Below are 25,053 nucleotides of genomic sequence, written 5' to 3'. Positions count from 1 at the left end.
TCACTGCAAAAGGAAACGCGGCAACAGCGGCATCGGCAACCCCAGCACGTAGGGGAACAGCAGCGCGCAGCCGCCGGTCAGGCAGATGCCGACGATCAGGGCCTCGCGCCAGCGCGTCTCCGGGCTGCCGATCGCCGCGATCAGGAAGCTTGCAAGCCCCGTGATCAAGAGTCCGAGCGGGCGAATGGAGACGGCGAAGGTCAGGATCGCGAGCGAGACGAACAGCGGTCCGCGCCAGTGATAGGTCGCAAGCTGCGCGCCTTCACTCACGACGCCGATCACGGCCACGGCGGCTCCGAGCCCTAGCAGCAGCAGACCGAACATCCGCGGCGCAGTTCCGGCACCGAACGAGAAGCCGCGCATGCCTTGCAGGTCGCTGGAGGCCCACAACGCGAACAGCGCGATCGCCATCAGCACGACGCCGCCGAAATAGTCCTGCGCCGCGCGCGGACGGACCATGAATGTGAACACTGCGACCGCGATCAGCGGATAGGTGTAGATGAGAGCCAGCAGAACATCGGAAGACAGCGAGGTCTTGCCGCTTGCGGCATATTGCTGCGCCAGGCTCGGGATCGCCATCGACAAGGCCGACGCATGGGCCGCAATGACCTGTAGCGGACCGCGTCCGGATAGTGGACCGACAAGACCGGCCAAGGCAATCAGCAGCTCGATGATCTGTGGCGCGAAGGCAAGGACCAGAATGATCGATGCGGCGGTCACGCTGCGGGCGGCCGGCATGCCCGCCGTTTCGCCCGACAATTGGCCCGTGGTCTCGGCCATGCCTCGCCCTCCCCGATCGGCCTTGATGGCCGGCACTGTTTTCGTTCGGCGGCCCGGAGCAAACCGGTCGCGCTTCTGTTTTGCTAGCGGCTTTCCCTAGAGAAGGCCAGCGAAACCAAGGCAGCCGCCTGCGGCGAGCAGCCAGAGCGGATTGAGTCGCGTCATAGATGCAACGAGTGCGGCAAGGACCGTCAGCGCGAACGCCCGCCACGTCTGGTCGGAAGCCTGACCGAGAATCCATGCGCTCGCCGCCATCAAGCCGATCGACAACGGCACCAGCGCCGCCTGCAGCATGGCGGGCCAGCGCGCATCCCGCGCATTCGAGAGCCAACGGCTGACGAAATAGGAGAGCACGGCAGTGGGACCGCACATCGCGATCGTCGCGACCGCCGCACCTGCCACGCCTGCGACCGAATAGCCGATCAGGGTGACGATCAGAACGTTGGGCCCGGGCGACAATTGCGACAGTGCGAACAGGTCGGCGAACTGTTTGTCTGTCATCCAGTGCCGGGCCTCGACTGCAACACGTTGCAGTTCGGGAATCGCCGCCACGGCGCCGCCAACCGCAAACAGCGAGATCAACGCAAAGGTCCAGAACAGCTGGAACAGCGGATTGTCGTCCCCGCTCATCGTGCCCACCGCGTCTTGGCATAGGTGACGGCAAGGCTGAGCGGCACGGCCACCAGCAGAACCTCCTGAAGCGGCAGGCGCGCCAGCCCGATCGCCACGAACACGCCAGCGACGACGACAACGCCCGCCACGTCGCTCTTCTTGAGGAGCGGCGAGATCATGCGAAACACCACCGACGCCAGCAGGCCAACGGCCACGCAGGACACGCCTGCAAGCGCCCGTCGCCACGTGTCGGCTTGTCCAAAATGACCGTAAATGGCGCCGAGAGAGGTGATCAGCAGCATCGGGGGTCCGAGCAGGCCGGCAAACGCAGCGATTCCGCCCGCGACACCGCGCAATCGCGCGCCGAACACCACGGAGAAATTCACGATGTTCGGTCCGGGCAGGAAATGACAGAGCGCGAAGGTCGCGTTGAACTCCTCCGCCGTCATCCAGCGATGCTCGTCGACGATCGCACGCCGCGCGAACACCAGCACGCCGCCGAAGCCCGACAGCGACATTTTCGCGAATGCGAAGAAGAGCGTGCGGAGGCTGGGCGGGTGTCTGGCGATGTCGGCCGCGGGAGAGGCAACCTGCGCAACTTCGGGAGGCATGCCGCACTGTAGGAGGACGAAAACCAGGCTGCCAAGGTCGAACCAGAGGTTCCCGGCAGCCGCCCACATTTTTGTCGCGCGCCGCGGCGTTTCGGCCCTGTGCATCCGCTGGCCGGCGGCCTATATAGGGGGTGCCGGCTTGCCGGCTATGGAAATAAATCGCCGTCGAAATAAACCATTCGGACCCGGGGGCGGTACCCGGCGCCTCCACCAAAACCCACCGACAGATGGGTTTTGGCGGGGGCGAAATAGGATCGACGAGGGCGTAAAGGGCGAGCTTTTTCCCGGTATTGTTCCGCCGTTATCGGGCTACTGCAATAGTTGCCAACGACAACTTTGCTCCGGTTGCTCAGGCTGCGTAACGCAGTTTGAAAGACCACCTTAAAGTCCTAACGGGTTAAGCTCCGTTAGGCGGGGTTCGGAGGCACCTGGCAACAGAAGCCTCCACTTTCACCTGCCTCCACGTTAACCGGTTTCCTTCCACGGGCTGTGCCGTCCCCAGTTTTTTGGCGCGGCACCCGTTCATTCCGCCGTTGACCGGACTTCCGCCAGCTTCTACCCGTTCCCATATCTGGCGATCGACCGGCATGGCTGCTGACCTCGGCGCCGATGCCGGGTACGATGTGACTGACGCGAGTCGGGAATGCTGCTGCCTGCCGGGCGCGGCGGCTCGACACGTCGGGCGCAGCCCTCACGACACAGGACCGATCATGGCGACGGATCATATTCGATACGATGTGCTGGCGCGCGACGCGTTGCGCGGGGTGCTGCGCCGGGTGCTGACCGACGCTGCCGCCCACGGGCTCCCGGGCGAGCACCATTTCTTCATCACGTTCATCTCCAAGGCCGAGGGCGTCAAGCTGTCGCCGCGGCTGCTCGCGCAATATCCGGAGGAGATGACGATCATCCTGCAACACCAGTTCTGGGATCTGGTGGTTTCGGAGGACCGGTTCGAGGTCGGCCTGTCGTTCGGCGGCATCCCTGAGCGCCTCGTGGTGCCGTTCCACGCGATCAAGAGCTTCTTCGATCCGTCCGTGCAATTCGGACTGCAGTTCGAGCCGTCGGAGGCGATTGCCGAGACGCCGGCCGCGCCGAAGCTGCCGGCCGCACCGACGCCATCGGCCATCGCCGGGCCGCTGCCTGCGACGCCGGCCGAGACCAGCGACGACAAGCCGCTCCCGCCGACCTCGCCGGGGGAAGGCGCCGAGGTCGTGCGCCTGGACCGTTTCCGCAAGAAATAGGCCCATTCGCCGCGCGCGGAACGGCGGTTGGACCACTAGATTGAAGCATGCTTGAACCGGTCGACGCCGGTTCACCATCAATCATGGGCATGCTTCATGGCACATTCAGCTGATTCATCATCGCACGGATCGACGCGCACGGAGACCGACAGCTTCGGCCCGATCGAGGTCGCCGCCGACCGCTATTGGGGCGCGCAGACCGAGCGCAGCCGGCAGAATTTCCGCATCGGCCACGACCGCATGCCGATCGGCATCGTGCGCGCGCTCGCGCTGGTGAAGTTGGCCGCGGCCCAGGCCAACCGCGAGCTCGGCCTGCTCGAGCCACGCATGGCGGACGCCATCGTCCAGGCGGCGCAGGAGGTCATCGACGGCAAGCTCGACGACCATTTCCCGCTGGTCGTTTGGCAGACCGGCTCGGGCACCCAGAGCAACATGAACCTCAACGAGGTGATCGCCAATCGCGCCAGCGAGCTGCTGGGGGGCGAGCGCGGCACCAAGAAGCCCGTTCATCCGAACGACCACGTCAACATGAGCCAGTCGTCCAACGACTCGTTCCCCACCGCGATGCACATCGCCGCGGCGCGCGCGATCGCGGGCCATCTGGTGCCGGCGCTGTCGGAGCTGCTGGCGGCGCTGCGTGCCAAGCAGGACGCGTTCGCGGACATCGTCAAGATCGGCCGCACCCACACCCAGGACGCCACGCCGCTCACGCTCGGCCAGGAGTTCTCCGGCTACGCCACGCAGGTCGAGAACGCGATCGCACGAATCGAGATCGCGGCGCGGGATCTCCTGCCGCTGGCGCAGGGCGGCACCGCCGTGGGCACTGGCCTGAACGCGGATCCGAAGTTCGCGAAGCTGTTCGCCAGGCATGTTGCCGACGCCACCGGCCTGCCCTTCACCAGTGCCGCCAACAAATTCGAGGCGCTTGCGTCCAACGACGCCTATGTTTACGCCCATGGCGCGCTCAATGCGGCGGCCACCGGCCTGTTCAAGATCGCCAACGACATCCGCTTCCTCGGATCAGGCCCCCGCTCCGGATTGGGAGAACTGATCCTGCCGGAGAACGAGCCGGGCTCCTCGATCATGCCGGGCAAGGTGAACCCGACGCAATGCGAAGCGCTCACGATGGTGTGCTGCCAGGTGTTCGGCAATCACACGGCGATCACCATGGCCGGCAGCCAGGGTCATTTCGAACTGAACGTCTACAAACCATTGCTCTCACATTGCATGATGCAGTCCATACAATTACTAGGTGATTCAGCACGTTCATTCAGCGAACATTGCGTGACCGGAATCCAGGCCGACACTGCTCGCATTCGCGAGCTGATGGAGCGCTCGCTGATGCTGGTGACGGCGCTTGCGCCGAAGATCGGCTACGACAACGCCGCCAAAGTCGCGAAATCAGCGCATCAGCGCGGCACAACGCTGAAACAGGAAGCTTTGCGGCTCGGTCTCGTCTCCGAAGAGGAATTCGACCGCCTCGTTCAACCCGAGAGGATGACGAGGCCGGGGCGAGCGTAGCGGTAGTCCCGTAGTACTACGGGGGGTGATGCAATTCTCGCTGTTAACCCCTAAAGGATACTCTCGACTACAAGTTCTGCTGCGTTTGGTGAGTAAACAAATCCAGCTCGCAACGACGCGAATGGCCATCGAACTATCAGGGAGCGATGACGTGATTGTCTGGAGAACGCCTGAGCTCATCCGCGCAATGCGCATGCTCTCGTCGTGATGTTCGATGCCTTAGATGATTGGAGCAAGCATGGGTGACATCATCAACTTGAAGCGTTTCAGAAAGCGCGTGGAGCGCGATCAGGCAGCAAAGGTCGCCGAAGGCAACCGCGCTCGCTTCGGCAGGACGAAGTCCGAACGCGCAACTGACGCCCAACGCGACAAGCGCGCGAACGAATTACTCGATCAACATCGTATCAATGGCGAGGACGCGTGATGAAGTCGCCCGTCGTAAAACGTTCTATCGTGGTCGCAGGTCACAAGACCAGCGTCAGCCTCGAAGAGGCCTTCTGGAACGGCATGAAGGAGATTTCGGGTCTCCGTAACATGACCCTGTCCGAACTGGTCGGGGAGATCGACAACAATCGCCAGCAGGGCAACCTGTCGTCGGCGATCCGGCTGTTCGTGCTCGACCACTTCAAGAGCCGCGCCGCAGCGTCTTCAGGCCTCGAGCCGAAGGCGGCGGTGGACACCCGGCACACGGCAGCCGCTGCCGCTCCTTGAGGCAGATCAGACGGCGGCCCGCCCGGTCTGTTTAAAATCGCTCTAAGATGCCGCGGCATTTAACATGCCGCGCTTGACCTCTTGGCACGCGATTGAAAATACAGGCTATGAGCGAAATCTGCGATACACGGCCGCCTCAGCCGCTCGGTCTGGCCCGAAGGGGCTATACCGGAACGATCCAGCATCTGGCCGCTGGCGGCGCGGCGTCGTCGCTGCCGGACGTTGAGCTGGAGAGCCGGCTGATCGAACTGGGCTTCGTCGAGGGCGCCCGGGTCGAAATCCTGCATGAGGGGATCGTCGGGCGAGACCCGATCGCCGTCCGTGTCGACAACATCACCGTCGCGGTCCGCCGGCGCGAGGCCATGGCCGTCATCGTGGCATAGGCCGCGCGGAAAGCGTCGTCATGGAAAGCCCTCTGCTGCATCTGGCCCTGGTGGGTACGCCCAACAGCGGCAAGACCTCGCTGTTCAACGCGCTGACGGGAAGCCGCCAGAAGGTCGCGAATTATCCCGGGGTCACGGTCGAGCGCAAAGAGGGCGGCTTCGTCACCCCGCAGGGCCGCCAGGTCTCGCTGGTCGACCTGCCCGGCACCTATTCGCTGCGCGGCCGCAGCCCCGACGAGGAAATCACCCGGGATTTCGTGCTGGGACGCGCCACCGGCGAGGTCCTGCCCGACCTGGTGTTGTGCGTTGCCGACTCGACCAACCTCAGGTTGACGGTCCGGCTGCTGCTCGAGCTCAAGAGCACCGGCCGGCCGCTGGCGCTCGTGCTCAACATGTTCGACATCGCCAAGCGGCGTGGCGTGACGGTCGACGTTCCCGCACTGTCGCAGGCGCTGGGCGTGCCGGTGGTGACGTCGATCGCCGTGCGCAAGGGCGGCACCGACGACCTGCTGCGGCTGACCGACGAGCTCCTGGCCCAGGCGGCCGAGACCACCGGAGAGCGCGCCAACACCTGGCGTCCGCTCACGGTCCCGGAGCTGCGCGCCACTCAGCGCGAGGCCGACCGTATCATCGCGGAGACGGTCAGCCTGCCCGAGCGGCCGGACACCTGGACCGCCCGGATCGATTCGGTCGCGCTGCATCCGGTCGGCGGGCTGCTCATCCTGCTGGCGATCCTGTTCGTGATGTTCCAGGCGGTGTTCGCCTGGGCGCAGCCGCTGATGCAGGTGCTGTCGGCGGCCTTCGATGCGCTCGGCCAGCTCGTTCACGACGAGCTTCCCGAGGGCCTGCTGCAGAGCTTCCTGCAGAACGGCGTGATCTCCGGCGTCGGCAGCGTCATCGTCTTCCTGCCGCAGATCATCATCATCTTCCTGTTCATCCTGCTCCTGGAAGATTTCGGCTACATGGCGCGCGCGGCGTTCCTGATGGACCGCATCATGGGCGGCGCCGGCTTGCATGGCCGCGCATTCATCCCGCTGCTCTCGAGCTTTGCCTGCGCCATTCCCGGCATCATGGCAACGCGCGTGATCGACAACCGCCGCGATCGGCTCACCACCATCCTGATCGCGCCGCTGATGACCTGCTCGGCGCGGATTCCGGTCTATACGCTGATCATCTCGGCCTTCATCCCGCCGACCAAGGTCTGGGGCCTGGTCAACCTGCAGGGACTGGTGATGTTCGGGCTCTACGCCGCCGGGATCATCAGCGCGCTGCTGGTGTCGTTCCTGGTGAAGTTCTTCCTGATGCGCGACTACCAGCCGGCACCGTTCATGCTGGAGCTGCCGGACTACAAGATGCCGCGGTTGCGCAGCATCGCGATCGGCGTCTACACCCGCGCCAAGATGTTCCTGCAGCGCGCCGGCACCACGATCTTCGCGATGATGGTGCTGATCTGGTTCCTGGCCTCGTTCCCGCAGCCGCCGGAGGGCGCCACCGAGCCTGCGATCAATTACAGCCTCGCGGCGATGATCGGCCAGGCGATCGCTCCCCTGCTCACGCCGGTCGGCTTCAACTGGCAGATCGCGGTCGCGCTGGTGCCCGGCATGGCCGCCCGCGAGGTCGCGGTCGCCGCGCTCGGCACCGTCTATGCGATCGAGGGCGGCAAGGAGGCGGCCGAGCAGATCGGCCAGGTGCTGGCGAGCAAATGGAGCCTCGCCACGGCGCTGGCGCTGCTCGCCTGGTACATCTTCGCCCCGCAATGCGCCTCGACGCTCGCCGTCATCCGCCGCGAAACCGGCAGCTGGCGCTGGATGGCCGTGACCTTCTTCTACATGTTCGCGCTCGCCTATGCGGCGGCGTTCGCGACCTACCACATCGCGGTCGCGATGGGCGCGGGCTGAGCCCGCGCCGCGGCAACGTCATCGCACAGCGTCGACATGCAGCGCGAAGCCGCGCGCGTCGGCATGCCCGAGTTCGGGACGCAGCTGCATCGACGGGATCAGGTAATCGCCGTGGTTCTGCCGCCGGTACGGGATCGGCTGATCCGTGAACAGCGTCCGCATCCGCGCGCGGAGCCGCGCGGCGATGTCCGCGAAGCCCGCCTCATCGAGCCGGTTCACCCGGTGCGCCACGAAGGCCGGCAGTACGTCGAAGCCGGGATAGAACAGGATGCCGTGGTTGATGGGAAACAGGAGGTCGTCGATCGGCCCGTTGATGCCGCGCTCCGAATAGTGCTCCTGCCAGCCGCCGGTGGTCACCACGAGCATCGCGCGCTTGCCGGCGAACACGCCCTCGCCATAGCGGTTGCCCCAGCGCTTGTCGCTGTGCTCGCCGACGCCGTAGGTGAAGCCGTAGGAATAGACCCGGTCGACCCAGCCCTTGAGGATCGCCGGCATCGTGAACCACCACAGCGGAAACTGCAGGATCACCGCGTCGGCCCATAGGAGCTTCTCCTGCTCCGCCCTGACGTCGTCGGTGAGCGAGTGCGTCTTGAACGCCTCGCCGGAGGCCGTGGCGACGTTGAGGCGCACATCGGGCGGCAGTTGCGGAAAGTCGGCGCGGTCGGCGGCCGCCTTCCAGCCCATCGCATAGAGATCCGAGACCCTGACCTGATGACCTTGCGACCGAAGCTCGGCGACAGCGGCGTCGCGCAGGGCGCCGTTCAGCGAGCGGGGTTCGGGGTGGGCGAAGACGAGCAGCACATTCATGGCTTGATCCCTTGGCTGGAACAATCCAGGAGATAGACCCGGCCTCGTTCATCCAATATATGGCTGCTATCGATAACATTATGCCGAATTATGGATAAGTTGGACGTCAGCATCGTCAACATGCGCAGCTTCGTTCGCGTCGCCGAACGGGGCAACCTGTCGGCCGTCGCGCGTGAGCTTGGGCTGGGTCAGTCCACCATCTCGCGTCATCTCCAGGAGCTTGAAGACGCGATCGGCGTTCCCCTGCTGAGCCGCACCACCCGGCGCGTCACCCTGACCACCGAGGGCAGCCTCTATTATGCCAACTGCGTCCAGATCCTGCGCCTGATCGAGCAGGCCGGCGACGAGGCGCGCGGCACGCGTGGAGCCGCCAGCGGCACGATCCGCATCTCCTGCACGGCCGCGTTCGGCATCCTGCACATCACCCGGCTGGTGTTCGCGTTCCAGGACCGCTATCCGGACATCGCGATCGATCTCAATCTGACCGACGAGCGCATCGATCTGGTGCGCGAGGGCGTCGACATCGCGCTCCGTCTCGCGCCGCTCACTGACAGCTCGATGAAGCTGCGCGCACTCGGCCATTCGCACCGGCTGCTGGTGGCGGCGCCGGGCTATCTGGCAGGACGCGGCACGCCGCGCGTACCGCAGGATCTGCTCGGCCATGACGGCATCCGCATGCCCAATGTCGCCGGCAGCGACGTGCTGGCGCTGATGTCCGGCGACGGCCAGCGCCACGAGGTGCCTTTCAGCGGCCGCTTCCGAACCAATCACGGCCTCGCGGTGCGCGAAGCCGTGCTGGCCGGGCGCGGCATCGCCGCAGCCCATGCCTGGCTGGTCGACGATCTCATCACCGAGGGCAGGCTGACGGTGCTCCTGCCCGACTACAGGCTGCCGTCGGTGCCGCTCAACATGCTGATCGTCCCGGAGCGCGCCGGCATCGCGCGCGTCCGGCTGGTGATCGAAGACCTGGCGGCGGCAATCGTCAGTCTGCCTGGGATTCGGCCGGAGCCCTGAGCTACAGCCGCGGCATCGTGTCCGGCCGCACCTCGCGCGCCTGCGCCGCCAGCCGGATCGCGGCGTTGGCGGCGCCGAAGCCCTGGTAGTTGCGGCGCTGCACGATCTCGAAGAAGAAGCGCTCCTCGAAAATGTGGGTGTAGACCTGGAAGAACTCCGCGTCGCCGTCGCGGTCGTACAGGATCTCGTTGGCGCGGAGGGCCGCGATGGTCTCGGGCGCTAGATCGTATTTCGCTTCGAGATCGTCGTAGTAGTTGTCGGGAATGTCGAGGAAGCCGGCGCCGCGGGCGCGCATTTCGGCCACGGCTGCAAAGATGTCGTCGCAGGCGAAGGCGATGTGCTGGACGCCCGAGCCGAAGAACTCGGAGATGAAACGCGACGACAGCGTGCGCGTCGCCGTCGAGCCGTTGAGGATGAAGCGCAGGCTGCGATCGCCGTTGACGATCGCCTGGCTCTGCACGAGGCCTCTGGGATCGGCGATCTCCATCTGCGGCAGCCGCGAGAAGTCGATGATCCCGGCATAGAACAACAGCCAGGACAGCATCTCCTCATGCGGCATCGACTGTGCGATGTGATCGACGGCCAAGAGCCGATCAGTCGTCTTGTCGCTGGCGACCGGTTCGAAGTCGACATCCCAGTGACGGCCGTGGGTATCGAGGAAATACAGCAGGCTGCCGCCGACACCATGGATCGCCGGGATCTCCAGCTCGCCCGGCCCGACCGGCTGGGTGAAGGTGCGCGTCTTCAAGGACTGCGCCCGCGCCATGGCACGGTCCGCACTGTCGACATCCAACGCCAACGCGCAAACGCCGGAACCGTGCGTGATATAGTGCGAATGCGCGAAGCTCGCCGGCTCGCAATTGATCACCAGCTCGATCGCGCCCTGCGACCAGCGCTGCACCGCCTTGCTGCGATGCCGCCCGGTTTTGCGGAAGCCGAGCTGCCCGAACAATGCGGCGAGCGACTCCGCCTTGTCCTCGCTGACCGCGAATTCCACAAAGCCGATGCCGTGGCTCTTCACGCGAGGCGCGAAGCGGGGCTCTGCCGACGCCGCGGGGATTTTTCCGGCGAGGTCATCCTGCAACAGCAGCAGCGAACGCATGCCGTCGAGCGCCGTGCGTGGCGCCGAGCCGGCGCGGAACTGATCGTTGAAGATCTCCAGCGACAGCGGCCCGGAATAGCCGGTCGCGGCGACCGCCTCCATGAACTCGCCGACCGGGAGGTCGCCCTGCCCGGGAAAGCTGCGGAAGTGCCGGCTCCAGGACAGCACGTCCAGTTCGAGCTTGGGTGCGTCGGCCAACTGGACCAGGAAGATCTTGTCGGCGGGAATGGCGCGGATCGCATTGGTCGGCAGCGCCGGCGCCAGCGCATGAAAACTGTCGAGGATGACGCCGATCGCCTTGTGATCGGCGCGGCGCACGATCTCCCAGGCATCGCGATAGTCGTGCACATGGCGGCCCCAGGCCAGCGCCTCGTAGCCGACGCGCAAGCCGCGCCTCGCGGCGCGCTCGCCGAGCTCCTGGAAATCCGCGGCGGCGCGGTCGATGCCGCCGAGCGCGGCCGGCGACACGCTGCTGCAGATCAGCAGCAGGTCGGTGCCGAGCTCCTGCATCAGGTCGAACTTGCGCTCGGCGCGGATGAAGTTGCGCGCGCGCTGCGGCTCCGGCATGCCCTCGAAATCGCGGAACGGCTGATAGGCGCAGATCGAAAGGCCGAGGTCGCGGCACATCTGCCCGATCTCGCGCGGCCGCATCCCGAACGCGACCAGATCGTTCTCGAAGATCTCGACCGTGTCGAAGCCGGCGGCAGCGATCGCCTTGAGCTTCTCGTCGAGCGCGCCAGAGATGGAGACCGTTGCGATCGAGCGCTGGTTCATGCCGCCGTCTCCTCCATCGCGCCGCCCAGGAACAGCTGGCCGATGCGCGGATCGGCCAGCACGCGATCGGCCTTGTCGATGATGCGGGTGCGACCGAGCTCGAGCACGATGCCGTAGTCCGAGATCTCCAGCGCCGAGCGTGCATTCTGCTCGATCAGGAGCACCGAGACGCCGCGGTCGCGCAATTGCTTCAGCATGTCGAAGGTCTGCTGCACCATCAACGGCGACAGCCCGATCGACGGCTCGTCGATCAGCACGAGCTGCGGCTCGAGCAGCAGCCCGCGCGCGATCTCGAGCTGCTTCTGCTCGCCGCCGGACAGCGTCGAGGCCTGCCGGTCCGCCTTCTTGCGCAGCACCGGAAACACGTCGAGCGCCGCCTCGACGCGCGCAGCAAGATCGATCTCACGCGGCGCGGCAACGCCGCCGAGCTCGATATTGTGGCGCACCGACAGCTCGCCGAAGATGTTGCGGCCCTGCGGGATGTAGCAGACGCCCGCGCCGAGCAGCGCGCGCTGGCTGAAGCCGGTGACGTCGCGGCCCTTGAAGATGACCTTGCCTTCGCGCAGCTTCAACAGACCGAAGATCGCCTTGAACACCGTCGACTTGCCGGCACCGTTCGGACCGATCACGGTGGTGATCGATCCCGCCGGCACCGAGAACGTCGTGCCGTTGAGGATCGTCATCTTGCCGTAGCCGCCGACGAGGTTCTGGACGTCGAGAATGGGATCGCTCATCGTCGGCTCCGTCAGTGTCCGAGATAGGCTTCGATCACGGCCGGATTGGCCCTGATCTCGTCGGGCTTGCCGATCGCCAGCACCTTGCCCTCCGCCATCACCATCACGCGCGAGCACAGCGACATCACGAACTCCATGTTGTGCTCGATCACGACGAAGGTGGCGCGGCGCTCGCGGTTGATCGCGATCAGCCGGTCCTTGAGATCGCCGAGCATGGTCGGATTGACGCCGCCGGCGGGCTCGTCGAGCAGCACCAGCCGTGGACCGCCCATGAACGCCATCGCGGCATCGAGCAGCTTCTGCTGCCCGTAGGACAGGCCGCCGGCCGGCTCGTTGGCGAGATGCTCCAGCTTGAAGAAGCCGATCATCTGATCGGCGGTCTCGGTGAGCCCTGCATCCGACGGACCAAACAGGCGCGACAGCATGCTGCCGCGATGCTCCTGGCCGGCGAGGATCAGGTTGTCACGCACCGACAGCTTCGGGAAGACCTGCAAGAGCTGAAACGTGCGGCTGACGCCGAGGCGGTTCAGTTCGGACGGACGCTGGCCGGTGACGAGCTTGCCGTCCACCCTCACCTCGCCCCCGCTCGGCACGAGCTGGCCGAGAATGCAGTTGAACAGCGTCGACTTGCCACAGCCGTTGGGGCCGATCAGGCCGAGGATCTCGCCCTCCTGCACGTCGAAGCTGACGCCGTTGACGGCGGTGATGCCGCCAAAACTCTTCTTGACGTCGCGAACGTCGAGGACTGCGGTCATCGCGCGGCCTCCAGCTTGGATTGAGCCGCCGCCCGCAATGCGGATGCCGCCTGGGTGCGCCGTGAGCTGAGATAGCGGTCGAGGATGCCGAGAATGCCGCTCGGCGAATAGATCAGCAGCACGATCACGGCGGCCGCGTAGAGCATCAGATAATAGCCCTCGGCGAAGCGCAGCCACTCCGGCAGCAGCACCGCGATCATGGCGCCGAGGAACGGCCCGAGCATGAAGCCGGCACCGCCGACGATCACCATCATCAGGAGATCGAGCGAGAGCTGCAGGTTGAACGGCACGGGATCGACATATTGCGTCAGCGGCGCATAGAGCACTCCGGCGATGCCGCCGAGCACCGAGCCGATCGCGAACGCCATCAGCGTATAGCGTCTGGTGTCGATGCCGAGCGATTGCGCCCTGATCGGATTTTCGCGTAGCGCCATGAAGGCGCGGCCCCAGGGCGAGCGGATCAGCCACCACATCGCCAGCGTCACGAGGCCGAGCGAGCCAAGACAGAGATAGTAGAACGGCAACGGCTTGCGGGTCGGGAAGCCGAAGATCTCGGGGCGCGGAATGTTGCTGATGCCGTAGATGCCGTTGGTGAGCCAGCTCTCGTTGCGGAACACCAGGAACGCCAGGGTCGAAAAGGCGAGCGTGACGAAGGCGAGATAATGATGCTGCACGCGCAGCGCCGGATAGCCCAACAGCCAGCCGACGATGAAGCAGACGATGATGACGAGCCCGAGCGCCGATATCAGCGGCCAGCCATGGGTGGTGAGGATGGCAGCCCCGTAGGCGCCGATGCCGACGAAAGCGCCCTGCGCCAGCGACACCTGCCCGGCATAGCCGAGCGTGAGATTGAGCCCCATCGCGGCGATGGTCATCACCGCCCACTGGCTGAGGATATAGAGGCCGTAGCGGTTGAAGTTCATCGGGATGATGATCAGGCCAGCAATGACGACGATCGCCAGCGCGGCGAGGAGCAGTCTGCCGTTCCGGGTCATACCGTGCGCTCCTCGGCTCGTCCGAGCAGGCCCTGCGGCCGGAACAGGATAACAAGGATCAGCAGCACCATCGGAACAGCCGCGCGATACTGGGTGGAGACGTAGGCCGCGGCGAGGTTGTCGACGACACCGATCAGGAGACCGCCGGCGATCGCGCCGCGCACCTGGTTGAAGCCGCCGACGATCGCGGCGATGAACGCCGCCTGCCCGAGCACTTCGCCGCTCGAGAATTTGGCAAGATAGATCGGCGTGATCAGCAGCGAGGCCAGCGCGACCAGCACGGCATTGATCAGGAAGGTCAGCAGGATCATGCGCTCGACGGGAACGCCGATGATGCGCGCCACCGTCGGATTCTGCGCCGCCGCCTGCATCTGGTGGCCGAGCGAGGTGCGATTGAGCAGCGTGGTCAGGCCGACGACGGCCAGGATTGCAACGGCGAGCACGCCGAGACTCTGCAGCGAGATGACACGGCCAAGCACGCTGATATCGCCCGCGGGAACGATCGACGGAAACGGCGACGCCTCGGCGCTGAAGAACTGCTTCACGGCCTCCTTGATCCCGATCGCCAGCGCCATGGTGGCGATCGCCAGCGGCAGCACGCCGTGCCGCAGCATCGGATCGACCAGCAGCATCTTGAAGGCGAGACCGAGCAGCAGCGCCGACAGCAGCACGCCGGCGAGCACCGCGAGCCAGAACGGCGCGCCGAGATGCATGACCGCGAGCATCAGGAAGGCGGGCAGCATCACGAACTCGCCCTGGGCGAAGTTGATGGTCTGCGAGGTCTGCCACAGCAAGGTGAAGCCGACGGCGACCAGCGCGTAGATGGCGCCGGTGGCGAGTCCCGCCACGATCAGGTCGAGCAGATTGGACATGGTTTCCCCGTGAGCCCTTGGGTGACGGCGGCGCCGGACATCACCACACCGGCGCCGCCGATCGACCGTTGTCCTCAGTTGAGCTTCGGCAACACCTGCTTCACGACCTGCTTGCCTTCCACGACCTCGACCAGGAAGCCCTGGCGATCGATGTCGCCGTTCTGGTCGAAGGTCACATCCATCAGGATGTTCGGTTCGGCCGAGGTCTTGATGGTCAGGCCGTGCAGCGTGTCGGCGAACGCCTTGGAGTCGACCTTGCCCATCTTCTCGGTCGTGGCCTTGACCATGTAGATCGCGAGATAGCCCTTGATGCCGTTGTGATCGGGCACGTAGTTGTACTTCTTCACGAAGCGGTCGCGGAACGCCTTGATGGCCTCGATCGGTGCGTCGGTGGTGAGACCGACGTGGCCGCGAGCGCCGTTGGCGGCATCACCGGCGAGCTCGATCACCTTCTGGCCGACCAGCGTGGTCTCGCCGATCAGCGGCACAGTCACACCCTGGCGCTTGATCTCCTTCAGGATGCGCGCGCTCTCTTCCTCGTTGACGTAGATGAAAACGGCGTCCGGCGCCGCCGCCTTGATCTTGCTGACGTCGGCAGCGAAGTCCGCCTGGCCGGCTTCGGTCGACAGGTCGGCCGCGACCTTGATGCCGAGACGGTTGAATTCCTTGGTGATGACGTCGCGGCCGCCGCGGCCGAAATCATTGTTGACCCAGACCACCGCGACCGACTTCGCCTTCAGCTCGTCGTTGATGTACTTGGCGACCTTCGGCATCGAGGACTGCTGGCCGAACGACGTGCGGAAGAGGAACTTGTTGCCGGCCTGCGTGAGCTCGGCCGCTTCGCCGCCCATGATCTGGGTGATGCCGGCCTCGGCCGCCAGCGGCGCCGTCACCTTCACCGAGCCGGAATAGCCCGGCCCGAGCAGCACGTAGGGCTCGCCATCGAGCGCCTTCTGCACCTGCGCACGCGCAACGCCGGGGTTCGACTGCGAGTCGGCGTGGCTCACCTCGATCTTGCGGCCGAGGATGCCGCCCTTGGCGTTGATTTCCTCGACGGCGAGGTCGATGCCGTTCTTCCAGTTGTTGCCGACGGTCGCGCCGCCGCCGGAGAGCTCGGCGACATCGGCGATCTTGATGGGGGCGCCGGATTGCGCGTAGGCGGCACCGGACAGCAGCGTGGCTGAGCACAGGCCAGCCAGGATGATCGATCTCACGTTGTTTCCTCCTCTGACTTAAACGCTTGTTTGCGTTTCTTGCTTGAACGACTTGTTCCGGCGCGTATTGACCGTCGGCTCAGGCGGCGTCAACCGCCGGATATCTCTCCGCCATGTGGTTGTCGAACGCAGCCCCCATCGCCTCGGTCGAGGGCGCCAGGCCGGTGAACAACTCGAAGGCGTCCGCAGCCTGGTAGATCGCGAGCTCGCGGCCGAGCAGGACCCAGGCTCCCCTGGCTTTGGCGGCTTTCAGCAGCGGCGTCCAGAGCGGCGAATAGACCGCGTCGGCGACCCAGAGGTCGGCGCGCAACAAATGATCAGGCACCGGCGTACCGCGGTTCGGCAACATCCCGATCGGCGTGCCGTTGACGACGCCAACTGCGCCGTGCAGTGCCGCTTCGACGCTGTCCGCGACCGTTACCGTGTTGCCGGCCGGCAGCAGCCTCGCCAGCTTCTCGGCGCGCGTGCGCTCAGTGTCGTAGATGCGCAGGCCGGCGACTCCGAGGTTTGCAAGTGCGAAGGCGATCGCCTTGCCAACCCCGCCGGCCCCGACCAACGCGACGACGCCGCGATCGGTCTGGCTGATGAGCGGCGCGACGGCCCGCTCGAACCCGGTGGTGTCGGTGTTGTGGCCGATCAGCCGGCCGTCGCGAACGACGACGGTATTCACCGCGCCCATCGCCGCCGCCCTCGGCGCGAGCTCGTCGAGCAGCTCGACCACGGCTTCCTTGTAAGGATAGGTCACGTTGACCCCGGCAAAGCCGAGCCGGCGCACGCCTTCCAGCAGCGCGGACAGACCGGCCCGGTCGGCGCCGGCCACCTCGATGAGCTGGTAGTGGCAGCGCACGCCGAGCGCCGCCGCGGCATGTTCGTGCATGGCAGGAGAGGCCGAATGCGCGATCGGCGCACCGATCAGGCCGGTCAGGAATTTGCGGGCTTTGAGCGCGGAAAGATCGGGCACGTTGGCTTCAGTCTCTGCTGCCGCTCGCGCGATCGCCGCACGAGCGATGAATGGCGTCGCGGACGATAGCGCGTCCGCCAGCTAACACAATTACCCAAATATCCGCTGAACCTAACATCATGTTATTTTTTGACGAGCGCCGCCTTCCCCGGCCTCGCAACCTGCCGCCGGCCCGGCTCCAGTGCGCGCATCTCGGCACGCAGGCAGTCGATGAAGTGCTCCGCGTAAAGCGACAGCGGCGTGCCGCGCTTGACCGCGATGTAGGTGTCGAACCGCGTCGGCTCGGCGATCTTCAGCAGCTCGATGCCAGGATAGCCGCCATGCGCGACCGTGAACTGGTCAATCACCGCGATGCCGAGCCCCGCCTTCACCAGCGCGCAGACCGTGGTGCCGAAGCGCGCCTTGATCGAGATGTTGTAGCTGAGTTTGTTGCGCGCGAAGATCTCGGCCATGATCCGGCCGTAAGGGTCATTGGGATCGATGCCGATCAACGGATAGCGAGTCATCTCCGCGGCGGAGACCTGCTTGCGGCCGGCGAGCTCGTGGCCGGGCGGGACGATGCAGAACAGTTCGCCTGAGGCGAGAGGAAGGAATTCGAGCCCGGAATGATCGAGGCGATAGCTCATCGCCACGCACTCGCCCTTGCCCAGCATCAGATAGTCGATCGCCTCCTCGATCTTGAGGATGTTGATGTCGATGCCCAAATCAGGATAGCGGCGGCGGACGCGCTCGATCGCGCGCGGCACCATCACCTGGGAGATGCTGGGCACCGAGCCGACGCGCAGTTCCGACAGCGCGCCGCGGCCGATGTTGGAGATGATGTAGCTGAGATCGTCGACCTTCTCGTAGACGCTGTTGATCTGCTCGAAGATGTTCTGCGCCTCGGGCGTCGGAAAGTAGCGGCCGTTCTGGCGCTGGAAGAAGCGGATGCCGAGCGAGCGCTCGGTGTATTTCACCAGACGGCTGACACCCGGCGCCGACACCTTCAGCAGGCGCGCGGCGCCGTTGATGGTGCCCGTCACCATGACCGCGCGAATGACCTCGACCTGTCGCAAGGTCATCATCGGCGCGGTCCCCGCACGCCTTCGGCCGGAATCACGGACTGCCCGGCGGCGTCAGCACGACCGGCGGGCGCGGCACCGGCCGTGGGCGCGGCGGCAGCGCCCCCGGCGCGGGCTTGATCTCGACCGGCGGCGGCAAAGGCGCGACTTGCGGCTGGCTCGATGCCATCGGTGCCGCCGGCTGAGGCGCAGGGGCGGGAGCAGAGAGCTGCGGGGTCAGCGGCGACACGACGGCGCGCGGACCACCCAGCTTGGCGCGCGGCTCGCGCCGTGGATCACGACCGGGCAGCGGCACGTCGGCCGCGCTCGGTGCCGCCGGGCCAGCCTCGGGTGCACCGGGCAGCGACGCCGTCGACGATGGATAGGCCGGCGGCACCTCGCCGCGCGCGATCGCATCCAGACGCCGCGTTTCGCGATCGATCGCGCGCACCGCCAGCCACGACGACAGGGAGGTGACGTCGACCGCGCGCGTCAGCGCCTCGGACGTCCCGACCACGAACAACTGGATCTCCGGACGGCTGTTGGCATTGCCGACCGTATTGGCGCTCAGGCTGGCGCGAATGTCGGCATTGTCCGCCGGAATGTCGAAGCCGCCGGACACGATGACGCGGGCGCCTTGCGCGTCGAGCGTGGTGGCGCCGACCCGCAGCCGGCCGTCGCGGATGATGAAGGGTATCTGAGCAGACGCGACCGGCAACGTCCCCGACGTCAGCACCGGCTCGATCACCTGCCGCAACTTGCCGTCGTCGCTCACCTGGCCGGCGTCGGCCGCGCGCAACGCCGCATCGAACGCCCGCGGGTCGAGATTGGGGAGCGCCGCATTGTCGAGCGTCACCGTGCCATTGCCCGAGAGCGCATTGACCAGTGCCTGCACGCTGCGTCCTTCGGCGGCGAGCGTCATCTGCGCCGAGACCTTGCCGGCCGGCATCTTCAGGCTGTGATAGCGCAGCGCGTTGCCGTCGATGCCGGCGAGCTCGACGCGGCCGTTCAGGACGAGACCATTCGCGTTGGAGCGCGCATCGACGGTCGCGGTGACGTCGCCGCCGCCGAGCTTGCCCTTGAGGTTCTCGATGGTCAGCGACTGGCCGTCGCTCTTGATGGCGCCGCCCAGCGGATGCAGATCAATGCCATTCAGAATGGCGCCGCTGAGGGCCTGGAACGAGACACGCCCGCGCCACCCCTTCAAGAGACCTGCGCCGAGAGGCTCGGCGGGCTCACGCCCGGCCGCTCCGATCAGCACCGATACCACTTGCGGCACGTCGAGCGCATCCAGCCCGAGCTCGCCCTCGATCTGCTTGTCGTCGTCGAGCACCAGCGCGAGCCGGCCGCGCAGCCGCGATCCACCCACCGTGCTGTCGATGTCGTCGAGCGTCAGGCGATTATTGGAAAGACCGAGACGGCTGAACAGGCGGACGTTCTGCGCGCCCGGATCCTGCGGCTTCAATCCAAACAAGGGCGACAGGTTGGCGCTGCGCAGGCGCAGATTGACGTTGGCCTTTGCGGTGTCGCCCCAGGGATCGACAGTGCCTTGCGCATCGCCATCGAGACCGGCGCCGGAGAGCTTGGCATTCACCCGCAGCGGCGCCCGCCAGCCGCCGGTCACGCTGGCATCGAACTGGGCCGGACCTGTGCCCGCCGCCGCCACGCGATCGAGCCCGAGCAGCGCCAGCACGGCGCTGCCCTGCTCCGACGACACCCGGCTCTCGATTCCAAGCTCCGTTCGATCGATCGCATCGACCTCGAAGCTGCGCAGCGCCGCGGCCGAGGGTTTGGCCGTCAGCGTCGCCGAGCCCTTCAATTGTGGCGCGTCGAGATCGAGCACCGCCTTGGCCTGGCTCCGATCGGCGTTGGCTGGGTCCTTGGCGAGATCGAGCGTGAGCTTCAGCCGGGCGGCGCCGGGCGGCATACTGAGCGCATCGAAGCGGGCGGCGATCTGCGGCGCGAGCGGCTGCACCAGCGCCGTGATCTCCTTGAGCGAGCCGGCCATCGAGGTCACCACCAGCCGTCCGGTTGCGTCGGCGCGATCGAACCGGCCGGAGCCCTCGCTCGTCACGCCGCTGCTCTGGCCGAACTTGATCTGGTCGATGGCGATGGTCTTGGGATCATAGGAAAAGCGCGCGGTGAGCGGACGCAGCTCCTGGCCGCTGAGCTTGGCGCGGGCGACGTCGAGCGCCACGCTGGCCTCCGCCGGCCACTCGCCGGTGACACCGACCAGCGAGCGCGTCACGGCCATCGCGGCGTCGAGATCGAGCCGATCGCCCTTCAGCACCGCCTCGAAACGCGAGCCCGGCCCCGCTGGCCGGTTGACGAGAGCGACGCGTCCGTCGACGGAGCCGCCGTCGATATCGGCCTTGAGGCTGTCGATCGCGACCCGCTCCGGCGCCACGTTGAGGTCGCCACGCAGCCGCAGCGGACGCTGGGTGCGATAGCTGCCGTCGCTGCGGCCCTGCAGCCAGGCCACCAGCGTGTCGGGCTCCGACGATTCGAGATCGAGCGCGCCGGTGAAGCCCGATGTCACCGAGGTCGAGATGCCGATGGTCCGGAACGTCAGCCGCGTCGAGCCGGGCGCGCGCAGGTCGACCTTCTCGAGACTCCATGCCGAAGGTTCGTTGTGCAGGTCGGCGGTGAAGTTCTGTACCGGACGGCCGGAGAGCATGATCTGCTCGGTCGCGAACTGCACGTTGGCCGGCATCGGCAAGGTCGGCAGTTGTGCAATCCAGTTGCGCAGCGCCGGCAGCACCAGCGCGGGCGCGATCGCCCGCCGGTCCTTGATGTCGTCCCCGCCGGCCAGGAGCTTGTCGGCATCGAGCTGGCGTGCGGACAGTGAGGCTTTCAGCACGGGGGCGGCGCCGAAACGGATGTCGCCGCTGCCCGCGAATTTCAGCGAGCGATCCTCCTGGCCAAAGCTGACCTCGATCTGGTCGAGCTTGGCCGACGCCTGGTCGCCGACGACCTTGGTGGCGATGCGCCAAGGCGTCGCGCCGGCCTGGTTCAGCGGACGGGCCTTGGCCTGTTGGGCCTGCTTCGCCGGTGGCTCCTTCGCAGACTGGGCGGGCTTGTCGTTGTCGGCGCCCTGCTCCTTCGGGGGCGACGACAGGGTCAGCGCGCCCTCGAACTTCGGCGAGCGGTTGGGAAAGCTGATGAGGCCTTCGATGTCGGCCATCACGGGACGCTCGCCCGGATCGATGTTGAGGTGGACGCGCAGGCCGTTGGAGTCCTTGTCCTGGCTCGACGACACCCGGAACGGGTAGCGGCCGCCGCGGATCGACACCGCGCCGTCGCCGCGCAGCGAGCCGGCCAGCGAACGCACGTCGCCGGAGAAGACGATGTCTGTCAGCTCCAGCGTCGAGCGGCTGGCGGCGTCGTGCAGGGCGACTCGGCCGGTGAGGTTGAGCCGGTCGATCGCGAGCGCCGCCAGATTGAACCGGCCCGACGCGGCCGGCAGGTCGACCTGGCCCTTGGCATCCAGCCCGAGATCGGCCGCCATGCCGCCGATGGTGAGCTCGTTCGCCCGCCACTCGCCGCGCATCAGATCGCCGAGGCTGAGCTCGACGTCGAGCTTGTCGGCGCGCAGCTTGCCGAGATCGTTGGCGCCGCCGAAGGTGACCTGGCGCAGCCGCAAGGTCGGCGTCGGCAACAGCCGTGCGTCCAGCGCACCGGCGACCCGCACGGGCACGCCAATGATCTTGCCCGCCTCGGCCTCGAACTGCGGCCGGAACTGGTTCCAGTCGACGAAGTACGGGCCGATCAGCGCAGCAAGGAGCGCAAGGATGAAGGCAATCGCCAAGCCGAGCAGGGTCGTCTGCACGGGGTCTCCCTCAAAGGACAACGCTCCGGCGTCCCAACCTTAAAGCCAATACGGCCGCGGCCCACTGGCATCGATACCGGAGCGCTGCATCATATAGGATTAAGTATGGCGAAGTCACAGCGCTGTCGGTATTTCCGGGGGCGTTGCACAATTCCGTTAACGAAGATGGTTACCAGTGCGCCGGCAGCCGCTTCAGGCCGCGCAGCACGAAGGTCGGCCGCCATTCCGGGTTGTCGGGATCGTCCAGCTTCAACTCCGGCAGCCGGCGCAGCAGGGTTCCGATCGCGATCTCGGCCTCGATGCGGGCGAGCTGCGCCCCCAGGCAATGGTGGATGCCACCACCGAACGACAGCGGCTTCACGTTGGCCCTGGTGATGTCGAGCTGCTCCGGATGATCCGGATAGACCGCAGGATCGCGGTTGGCGGAGCCCAGCAGGCACAGCACGCTCTCGCCCGCGGGGATCCGGCGGCCGCCGAGATCCTCGATGTCCTCGAGCGCCACCCGTCCGGTGAGCTGCACCGAGGAATCGTAGCGCAGGAACTCCTCGATCGCGTTGGTGATCAGCTCCGGCCGCGCCTTCAACAGCGCCAGCTGGTCCGGATTGCGGTGCAGCGCCAGCAGGCCGTTGCCGATCAGGTTGACCGTGGTCTCGTGCCCGGCGCCGAACAGCAGGATGATGTTGGCGGTGAGCTCCTCATTGCTGAGCTTGGCGCCGTCCTCCTCGGCCTGCAGCAGCTGCGTCGTCAGGTCGTCGCCGGGATGTTTCCGGCGCAGCTCGAACAGGTGCTGGAAATACGCCTTCGATACCGCGTTGCCGGCATTGCCCTCGGCGATCTCGGCCTTCGACAGCGGCACCGGCTCGAGCAGCCGGCCGCCCTCGCGCGAGCTCTTGTAGAACGCTTCGCGGTGCTCCTCGGGAATTCCGAGCATGTCGCAGATCACGGTGACCGGCAGCTTGAACGCGAAGTCCTCGATCAGGTCCATCCGGCCGCGCGGGATGATCTCGTCGAGCGTCGAATCGACGATCGCCTGGATCCGTGGCCGCATGTCCTCGACGCGGCGGGCCGTGAATGCCTTCACCACGAGGCCGCGCAAGCGCGTGTGATCCGGCGGATCCTGCTGCAGCATCCAATGGCTCATGCTGCGGAAGATCGGCTCGTTCATGATGTCAGGGCCGTAGCGGCGGATCGAACGCGCGACGAAGTCCTTGCCGAAACGCTTGTCGCGCAGCACAAGGCTCGACTCCGCGTGCCGGCTGGCGAGAAACGAGCCGAACGGCGTCACATGCACCGGATCATTGTCGCGGAGCTGCTGATAGAACGGATAGGGATCGCGGATGAACTCCGGCGACAGCGGATTGAACAGCGGCGCGGCCTTGGCGGCCTGAACATGCTCGTTCATGGGGTCCCTCTCCCTGGATTGGCCGATTAGCTCACGCCCGCGCCGCGATGGCAACCGGCCAGTTCACACATCATGCCGCAGCCCCCGCCGTCTTTAACCTGTGCAACTGGCCGGCAACGAGGCGGACCCGGCGCGGCGCCGCGATCCAGATCGCCGCCGCCGAGACGAAGGCGCCGAGGAAGGCGATCACGAAGCCCGGCGTGTAACTCAGGGTGTAGTCATACAGCACGCCGGTCACCCACGGCCCTGCTGCGCCGCCGCATAGCCCGATCAGCATCAGCGTTCCGAAGATGCTGCCGAAATGCGCGCCCTGGAATATTTCCAGCGCGACCGCGCCCATCACCGAGGTCAGGCCGTAGCCGAGCGCGCCCTGCGTCGCCACCATGATGTAGACGAGCAGCAGCGACGGCGCGGCCTTGAGCGCGATCAGCGCGGCGAAGCAGATCGCGAAGCCGAGACAGCCTAATCCCCACACCGCCTCGCGCCCCAGCCGGTCCGACAGATGGCCGAGCGCGATCTGGCCCGGGATCCCGAGCAGGCTGACCGCGCCGAGCGCCCACACCGCGACGCTCGAGCTGAAACCGATCTCGAGCAGGTATTTCGTCTGGTGCACCTGCACCGCGTACCAGACGTAGAGGCCGAAGAAATAGCCGAGCGCGAGCCACCAGAACCGACCCGTTCGCAGCGCGCGCGGGAGCGTCCAATCGATGCCGGCCCAGGCGGCATCGACGACGTTGGAAACCGGCTTGGCCGCATTGGCGAGCGGCGCGGCATCGCCGTCCGGACAAAGCCCGATCTCCTCCGGCTTCTTGCGCAGCAGGAGATTGATCGGCGCCAGCACGACCAGCACGACGACGCCCATCGCGGTGCAGGCCGTGCGCCAGTTGGTCTGCGCGATCATGTGCTGCACCCACGGCAACAGCGTCATCGAGCCGATGCCGACGCCAGCGAAGGCGATGCCGATCGCCAGGCCGCGGCGGCGGATGAACCAGTTCGGCAGGAACAAGGACTGGCCGGAATAGCCGAGGCAGACGCTGCCGGCGCCGACCATCACCCCAATCGTGATGTAGAGATGCCAGGGCTGCGAGGTCAGTGGCGCCAGCAGCAGACCGCCCGCCATCAGGGCAACGCCGAGTTCCATGACCGCGCGCGGCCCGGTGCGATCCATCAGCCGTCCGATCAGCGGACTGACGATGCCCGAGGCAACGAAGCCGAACGAGAACGCGCCGGCGGTGACACCCCGGTCCCAGCCGAATTCGGCGAGAACAGGCGGATAGAACAGCGAGAACGCGGTGCGCGCATTGACCCCGACGGCCATCGTCACGAAGGTCACGGCGACGATGACCCAGCCATAGTAGAACGGCAGGCGCATTGTTGTTGTTTTCACTCCCTGGTGCATCCTTCGCCATTTGCGTGCGAACGGGTCAAGGATTTTCTACGCGGGTGACGGCGGTGTCAGCTACCTGCGAGGTCATGTGTGCGGTGCACTGTTCCTCTGCCCCCCGCTGTCGTCCCGGCGAACGCCGGGACCCATACCGCGCGATCTCACGAGGGACATGGCTGACAGTTGCGCGTCTCATTCCCGCCGGTGGTTATGGGTCCCGGCTCAAGGCCGGGACGACACCGCGTATGTGGCGAGCTTCGCCGGATCATGGCTGCACGTCCCCGCAGCGCGATCTGCGCCCGAGCTTTGCTTGCTCAGCCACCCTCCTCGAATAGAAGGGCGCAGGGAAGGCCGGGCGCTGGCCGCGCCCGTGGCCCGCCTGCTCAAAAAAATGCAGGCGGCAGGTACCACAG

At 66.3% G+C, this 25,053-nt stretch carries 22 protein-coding genes and 1 other RNA gene; 8 read left to right on the top strand and 15 right to left on the bottom strand.

The genetic code is table 11. From position 1 onward, the window contains the following. The 3 genes from QX128_RS32720 to QX128_RS32710 all read right to left on the bottom strand — a co-directional run bounded on the left by QX128_RS32720 (position 1) and on the right by QX128_RS32710 (position 2,003). Entirely contained in the window at positions 1-780 is a 780-nt protein-coding gene (locus tag QX128_RS32720; protein WP_315805549.1) for a tripartite tricarboxylate transporter TctB family protein, read from the bottom strand. Positions 781-876: 96 nt separating this feature from the next. After that, positions 877-1,410: a chromate transporter gene (locus QX128_RS32715; RefSeq protein WP_315805596.1), complete on the bottom strand. Its 534-nt coding sequence runs from the start codon at positions 1,408-1,410 to the stop codon at positions 877-879. Continuing rightward, on the bottom strand, positions 1,407-2,003 hold the full coding sequence (locus QX128_RS32710; RefSeq protein WP_315805595.1) for a chromate transporter: 597 nt from the start codon (positions 2,001-2,003) through the stop codon (positions 1,407-1,409). Before QX128_RS32710 ends, QX128_RS32715 begins: the two co-directional genes overlap by 4 nt. Before the next feature lie 94 nt (positions 2,004-2,097). Between QX128_RS32710 and ssrA the strand changes: the two genes are divergently transcribed. The 7 genes from ssrA (at position 2,098) to feoB (ending at position 7,757) form a co-directional block, all read left to right on the top strand. Beyond that, positions 2,098-2,452: a transfer-messenger RNA gene (gene ssrA, locus QX128_RS32705) on the top strand. A gap of 261 nt (positions 2,453-2,713) precedes the next feature. Then, complete coding sequence (locus QX128_RS32700; RefSeq protein WP_315805548.1) at positions 2,714-3,244, top strand: SspB family protein; 531 nt, start codon at positions 2,714-2,716, stop codon at positions 3,242-3,244. Between the two features lie 96 nt (positions 3,245-3,340). Next, the gene (fumC, locus tag QX128_RS32695; RefSeq protein WP_316239617.1) at positions 3,341-4,765 is read left to right on the top strand and encodes a class II fumarate hydratase; all 1,425 of its coding nucleotides are present in this window, start codon (positions 3,341-3,343) and stop codon (positions 4,763-4,765) included. A gap of 238 nt (positions 4,766-5,003) precedes the next feature. After that, positions 5,004-5,189, top strand: a complete 186-nt coding sequence (locus QX128_RS32690; RefSeq protein WP_315805546.1) for a DUF4169 family protein — start codon at positions 5,004-5,006, stop codon at positions 5,187-5,189. Next, entirely contained in the window at positions 5,189-5,476 is a 288-nt protein-coding gene (locus tag QX128_RS32685) for a ribbon-helix-helix domain-containing protein (protein ID WP_315713371.1), read from the top strand. Before QX128_RS32690 ends, QX128_RS32685 begins: the two co-directional genes overlap by 1 nt. Before the next feature lie 107 nt (positions 5,477-5,583). Beyond that, entirely contained in the window at positions 5,584-5,859 is a 276-nt protein-coding gene (locus QX128_RS32680) for a ferrous iron transport protein A (protein WP_315805544.1), read from the top strand. 20 nt (positions 5,860-5,879) lie between these two features. Continuing rightward, positions 5,880-7,757, top strand: a complete 1,878-nt coding sequence (gene feoB, locus QX128_RS32675; protein ID WP_316239616.1) for a ferrous iron transport protein B — start codon at positions 5,880-5,882, stop codon at positions 7,755-7,757. Positions 7,758-7,775: 18 nt separating this feature from the next. On the opposite strand, the gene QX128_RS32670 is transcribed toward feoB, so the two are convergent. Continuing rightward, a complete protein-coding gene (locus QX128_RS32670; protein ID WP_316239615.1) occupies positions 7,776-8,564 on the bottom strand; it encodes an NAD(P)H-dependent oxidoreductase in 789 nt (262 codons plus the stop codon). A gap of 90 nt (positions 8,565-8,654) precedes the next feature. On the opposite strand from QX128_RS32670, the gene QX128_RS32665 reads away from it, so the two are divergent. Next, positions 8,655-9,578, top strand: a complete 924-nt coding sequence (locus tag QX128_RS32665; protein WP_315805541.1) for a LysR family transcriptional regulator — start codon at positions 8,655-8,657, stop codon at positions 9,576-9,578. Position 9,579: 1 nt separating this feature from the next. Here QX128_RS32665 and QX128_RS32660 read toward each other — a convergent pair whose 3' ends face one another. The 11 genes from QX128_RS32660 to QX128_RS32610 form a co-directional block, all read right to left on the bottom strand. Next, positions 9,580-11,454, bottom strand: coding sequence for a bifunctional sugar phosphate isomerase/epimerase/4-hydroxyphenylpyruvate dioxygenase family protein (locus tag QX128_RS32660; protein ID WP_316239614.1), 1,875 nt, complete (start codon positions 11,452-11,454; stop codon positions 9,580-9,582). After that, positions 11,451-12,188, bottom strand: a complete 738-nt coding sequence (locus QX128_RS32655) for an ABC transporter ATP-binding protein (protein ID WP_316183611.1) — start codon at positions 12,186-12,188, stop codon at positions 11,451-11,453. The genes QX128_RS32660 and QX128_RS32655 overlap by 4 nt, the downstream gene beginning before the upstream one ends. A gap of 11 nt (positions 12,189-12,199) precedes the next feature. Further along, positions 12,200-12,943, bottom strand: a complete 744-nt coding sequence (locus QX128_RS32650) for an ABC transporter ATP-binding protein (protein ID WP_315805538.1) — start codon at positions 12,941-12,943, stop codon at positions 12,200-12,202. Beyond that, complete coding sequence (locus QX128_RS32645) at positions 12,940-13,938, bottom strand: branched-chain amino acid ABC transporter permease (protein ID WP_316217695.1); 999 nt, start codon at positions 13,936-13,938, stop codon at positions 12,940-12,942. Before QX128_RS32645 ends, QX128_RS32650 begins: the two co-directional genes overlap by 4 nt. Next, complete coding sequence (locus QX128_RS32640; RefSeq protein ID WP_315805536.1) at positions 13,935-14,810, bottom strand: branched-chain amino acid ABC transporter permease; 876 nt, start codon at positions 14,808-14,810, stop codon at positions 13,935-13,937. Before QX128_RS32640 ends, QX128_RS32645 begins: the two co-directional genes overlap by 4 nt. A 74-nt stretch (positions 14,811-14,884) precedes the next feature. Beyond that, positions 14,885-16,024 (bottom strand): ABC transporter substrate-binding protein, encoded by a 1,140-nt coding sequence (locus QX128_RS32635; protein ID WP_315805535.1) that lies wholly within the window; start codon positions 16,022-16,024, stop codon positions 14,885-14,887. 79 nt (positions 16,025-16,103) lie between these two features. Beyond that, on the bottom strand, positions 16,104-16,985 hold the full coding sequence (locus QX128_RS32630; RefSeq protein WP_316239613.1) for a shikimate dehydrogenase: 882 nt from the start codon (positions 16,983-16,985) through the stop codon (positions 16,104-16,106). 122 nt (positions 16,986-17,107) lie between these two features. After that, complete coding sequence (locus tag QX128_RS32625; RefSeq protein WP_316183616.1) at positions 17,108-18,049, bottom strand: LysR family transcriptional regulator; 942 nt, start codon at positions 18,047-18,049, stop codon at positions 17,108-17,110. Positions 18,050-18,080: 31 nt separating this feature from the next. Continuing rightward, positions 18,081-21,854, bottom strand: coding sequence for an AsmA-like C-terminal region-containing protein (locus QX128_RS32620; RefSeq protein ID WP_316239612.1), 3,774 nt, complete (start codon positions 21,852-21,854; stop codon positions 18,081-18,083). Positions 21,855-22,023: 169 nt separating this feature from the next. Beyond that, positions 22,024-23,256 (bottom strand): cytochrome P450, encoded by a 1,233-nt coding sequence (locus QX128_RS32615; protein ID WP_316239611.1) that lies wholly within the window; start codon positions 23,254-23,256, stop codon positions 22,024-22,026. 70 nt (positions 23,257-23,326) lie between these two features. Then, on the bottom strand, positions 23,327-24,628 hold the full coding sequence (locus tag QX128_RS32610; RefSeq protein WP_316239619.1) for an MFS transporter: 1,302 nt from the start codon (positions 24,626-24,628) through the stop codon (positions 23,327-23,329). Positions 24,629-25,053 lie beyond the last annotated feature (425 nt).

This window comes from Bradyrhizobium sp. SZCCHNR1015, from assembly GCF_032489875.1.
Lineage (GTDB): Bacteria > Pseudomonadota > Alphaproteobacteria > Rhizobiales > Xanthobacteraceae > Bradyrhizobium.
This window is presented reverse-complemented; position numbering and strand designations above follow the sequence as displayed.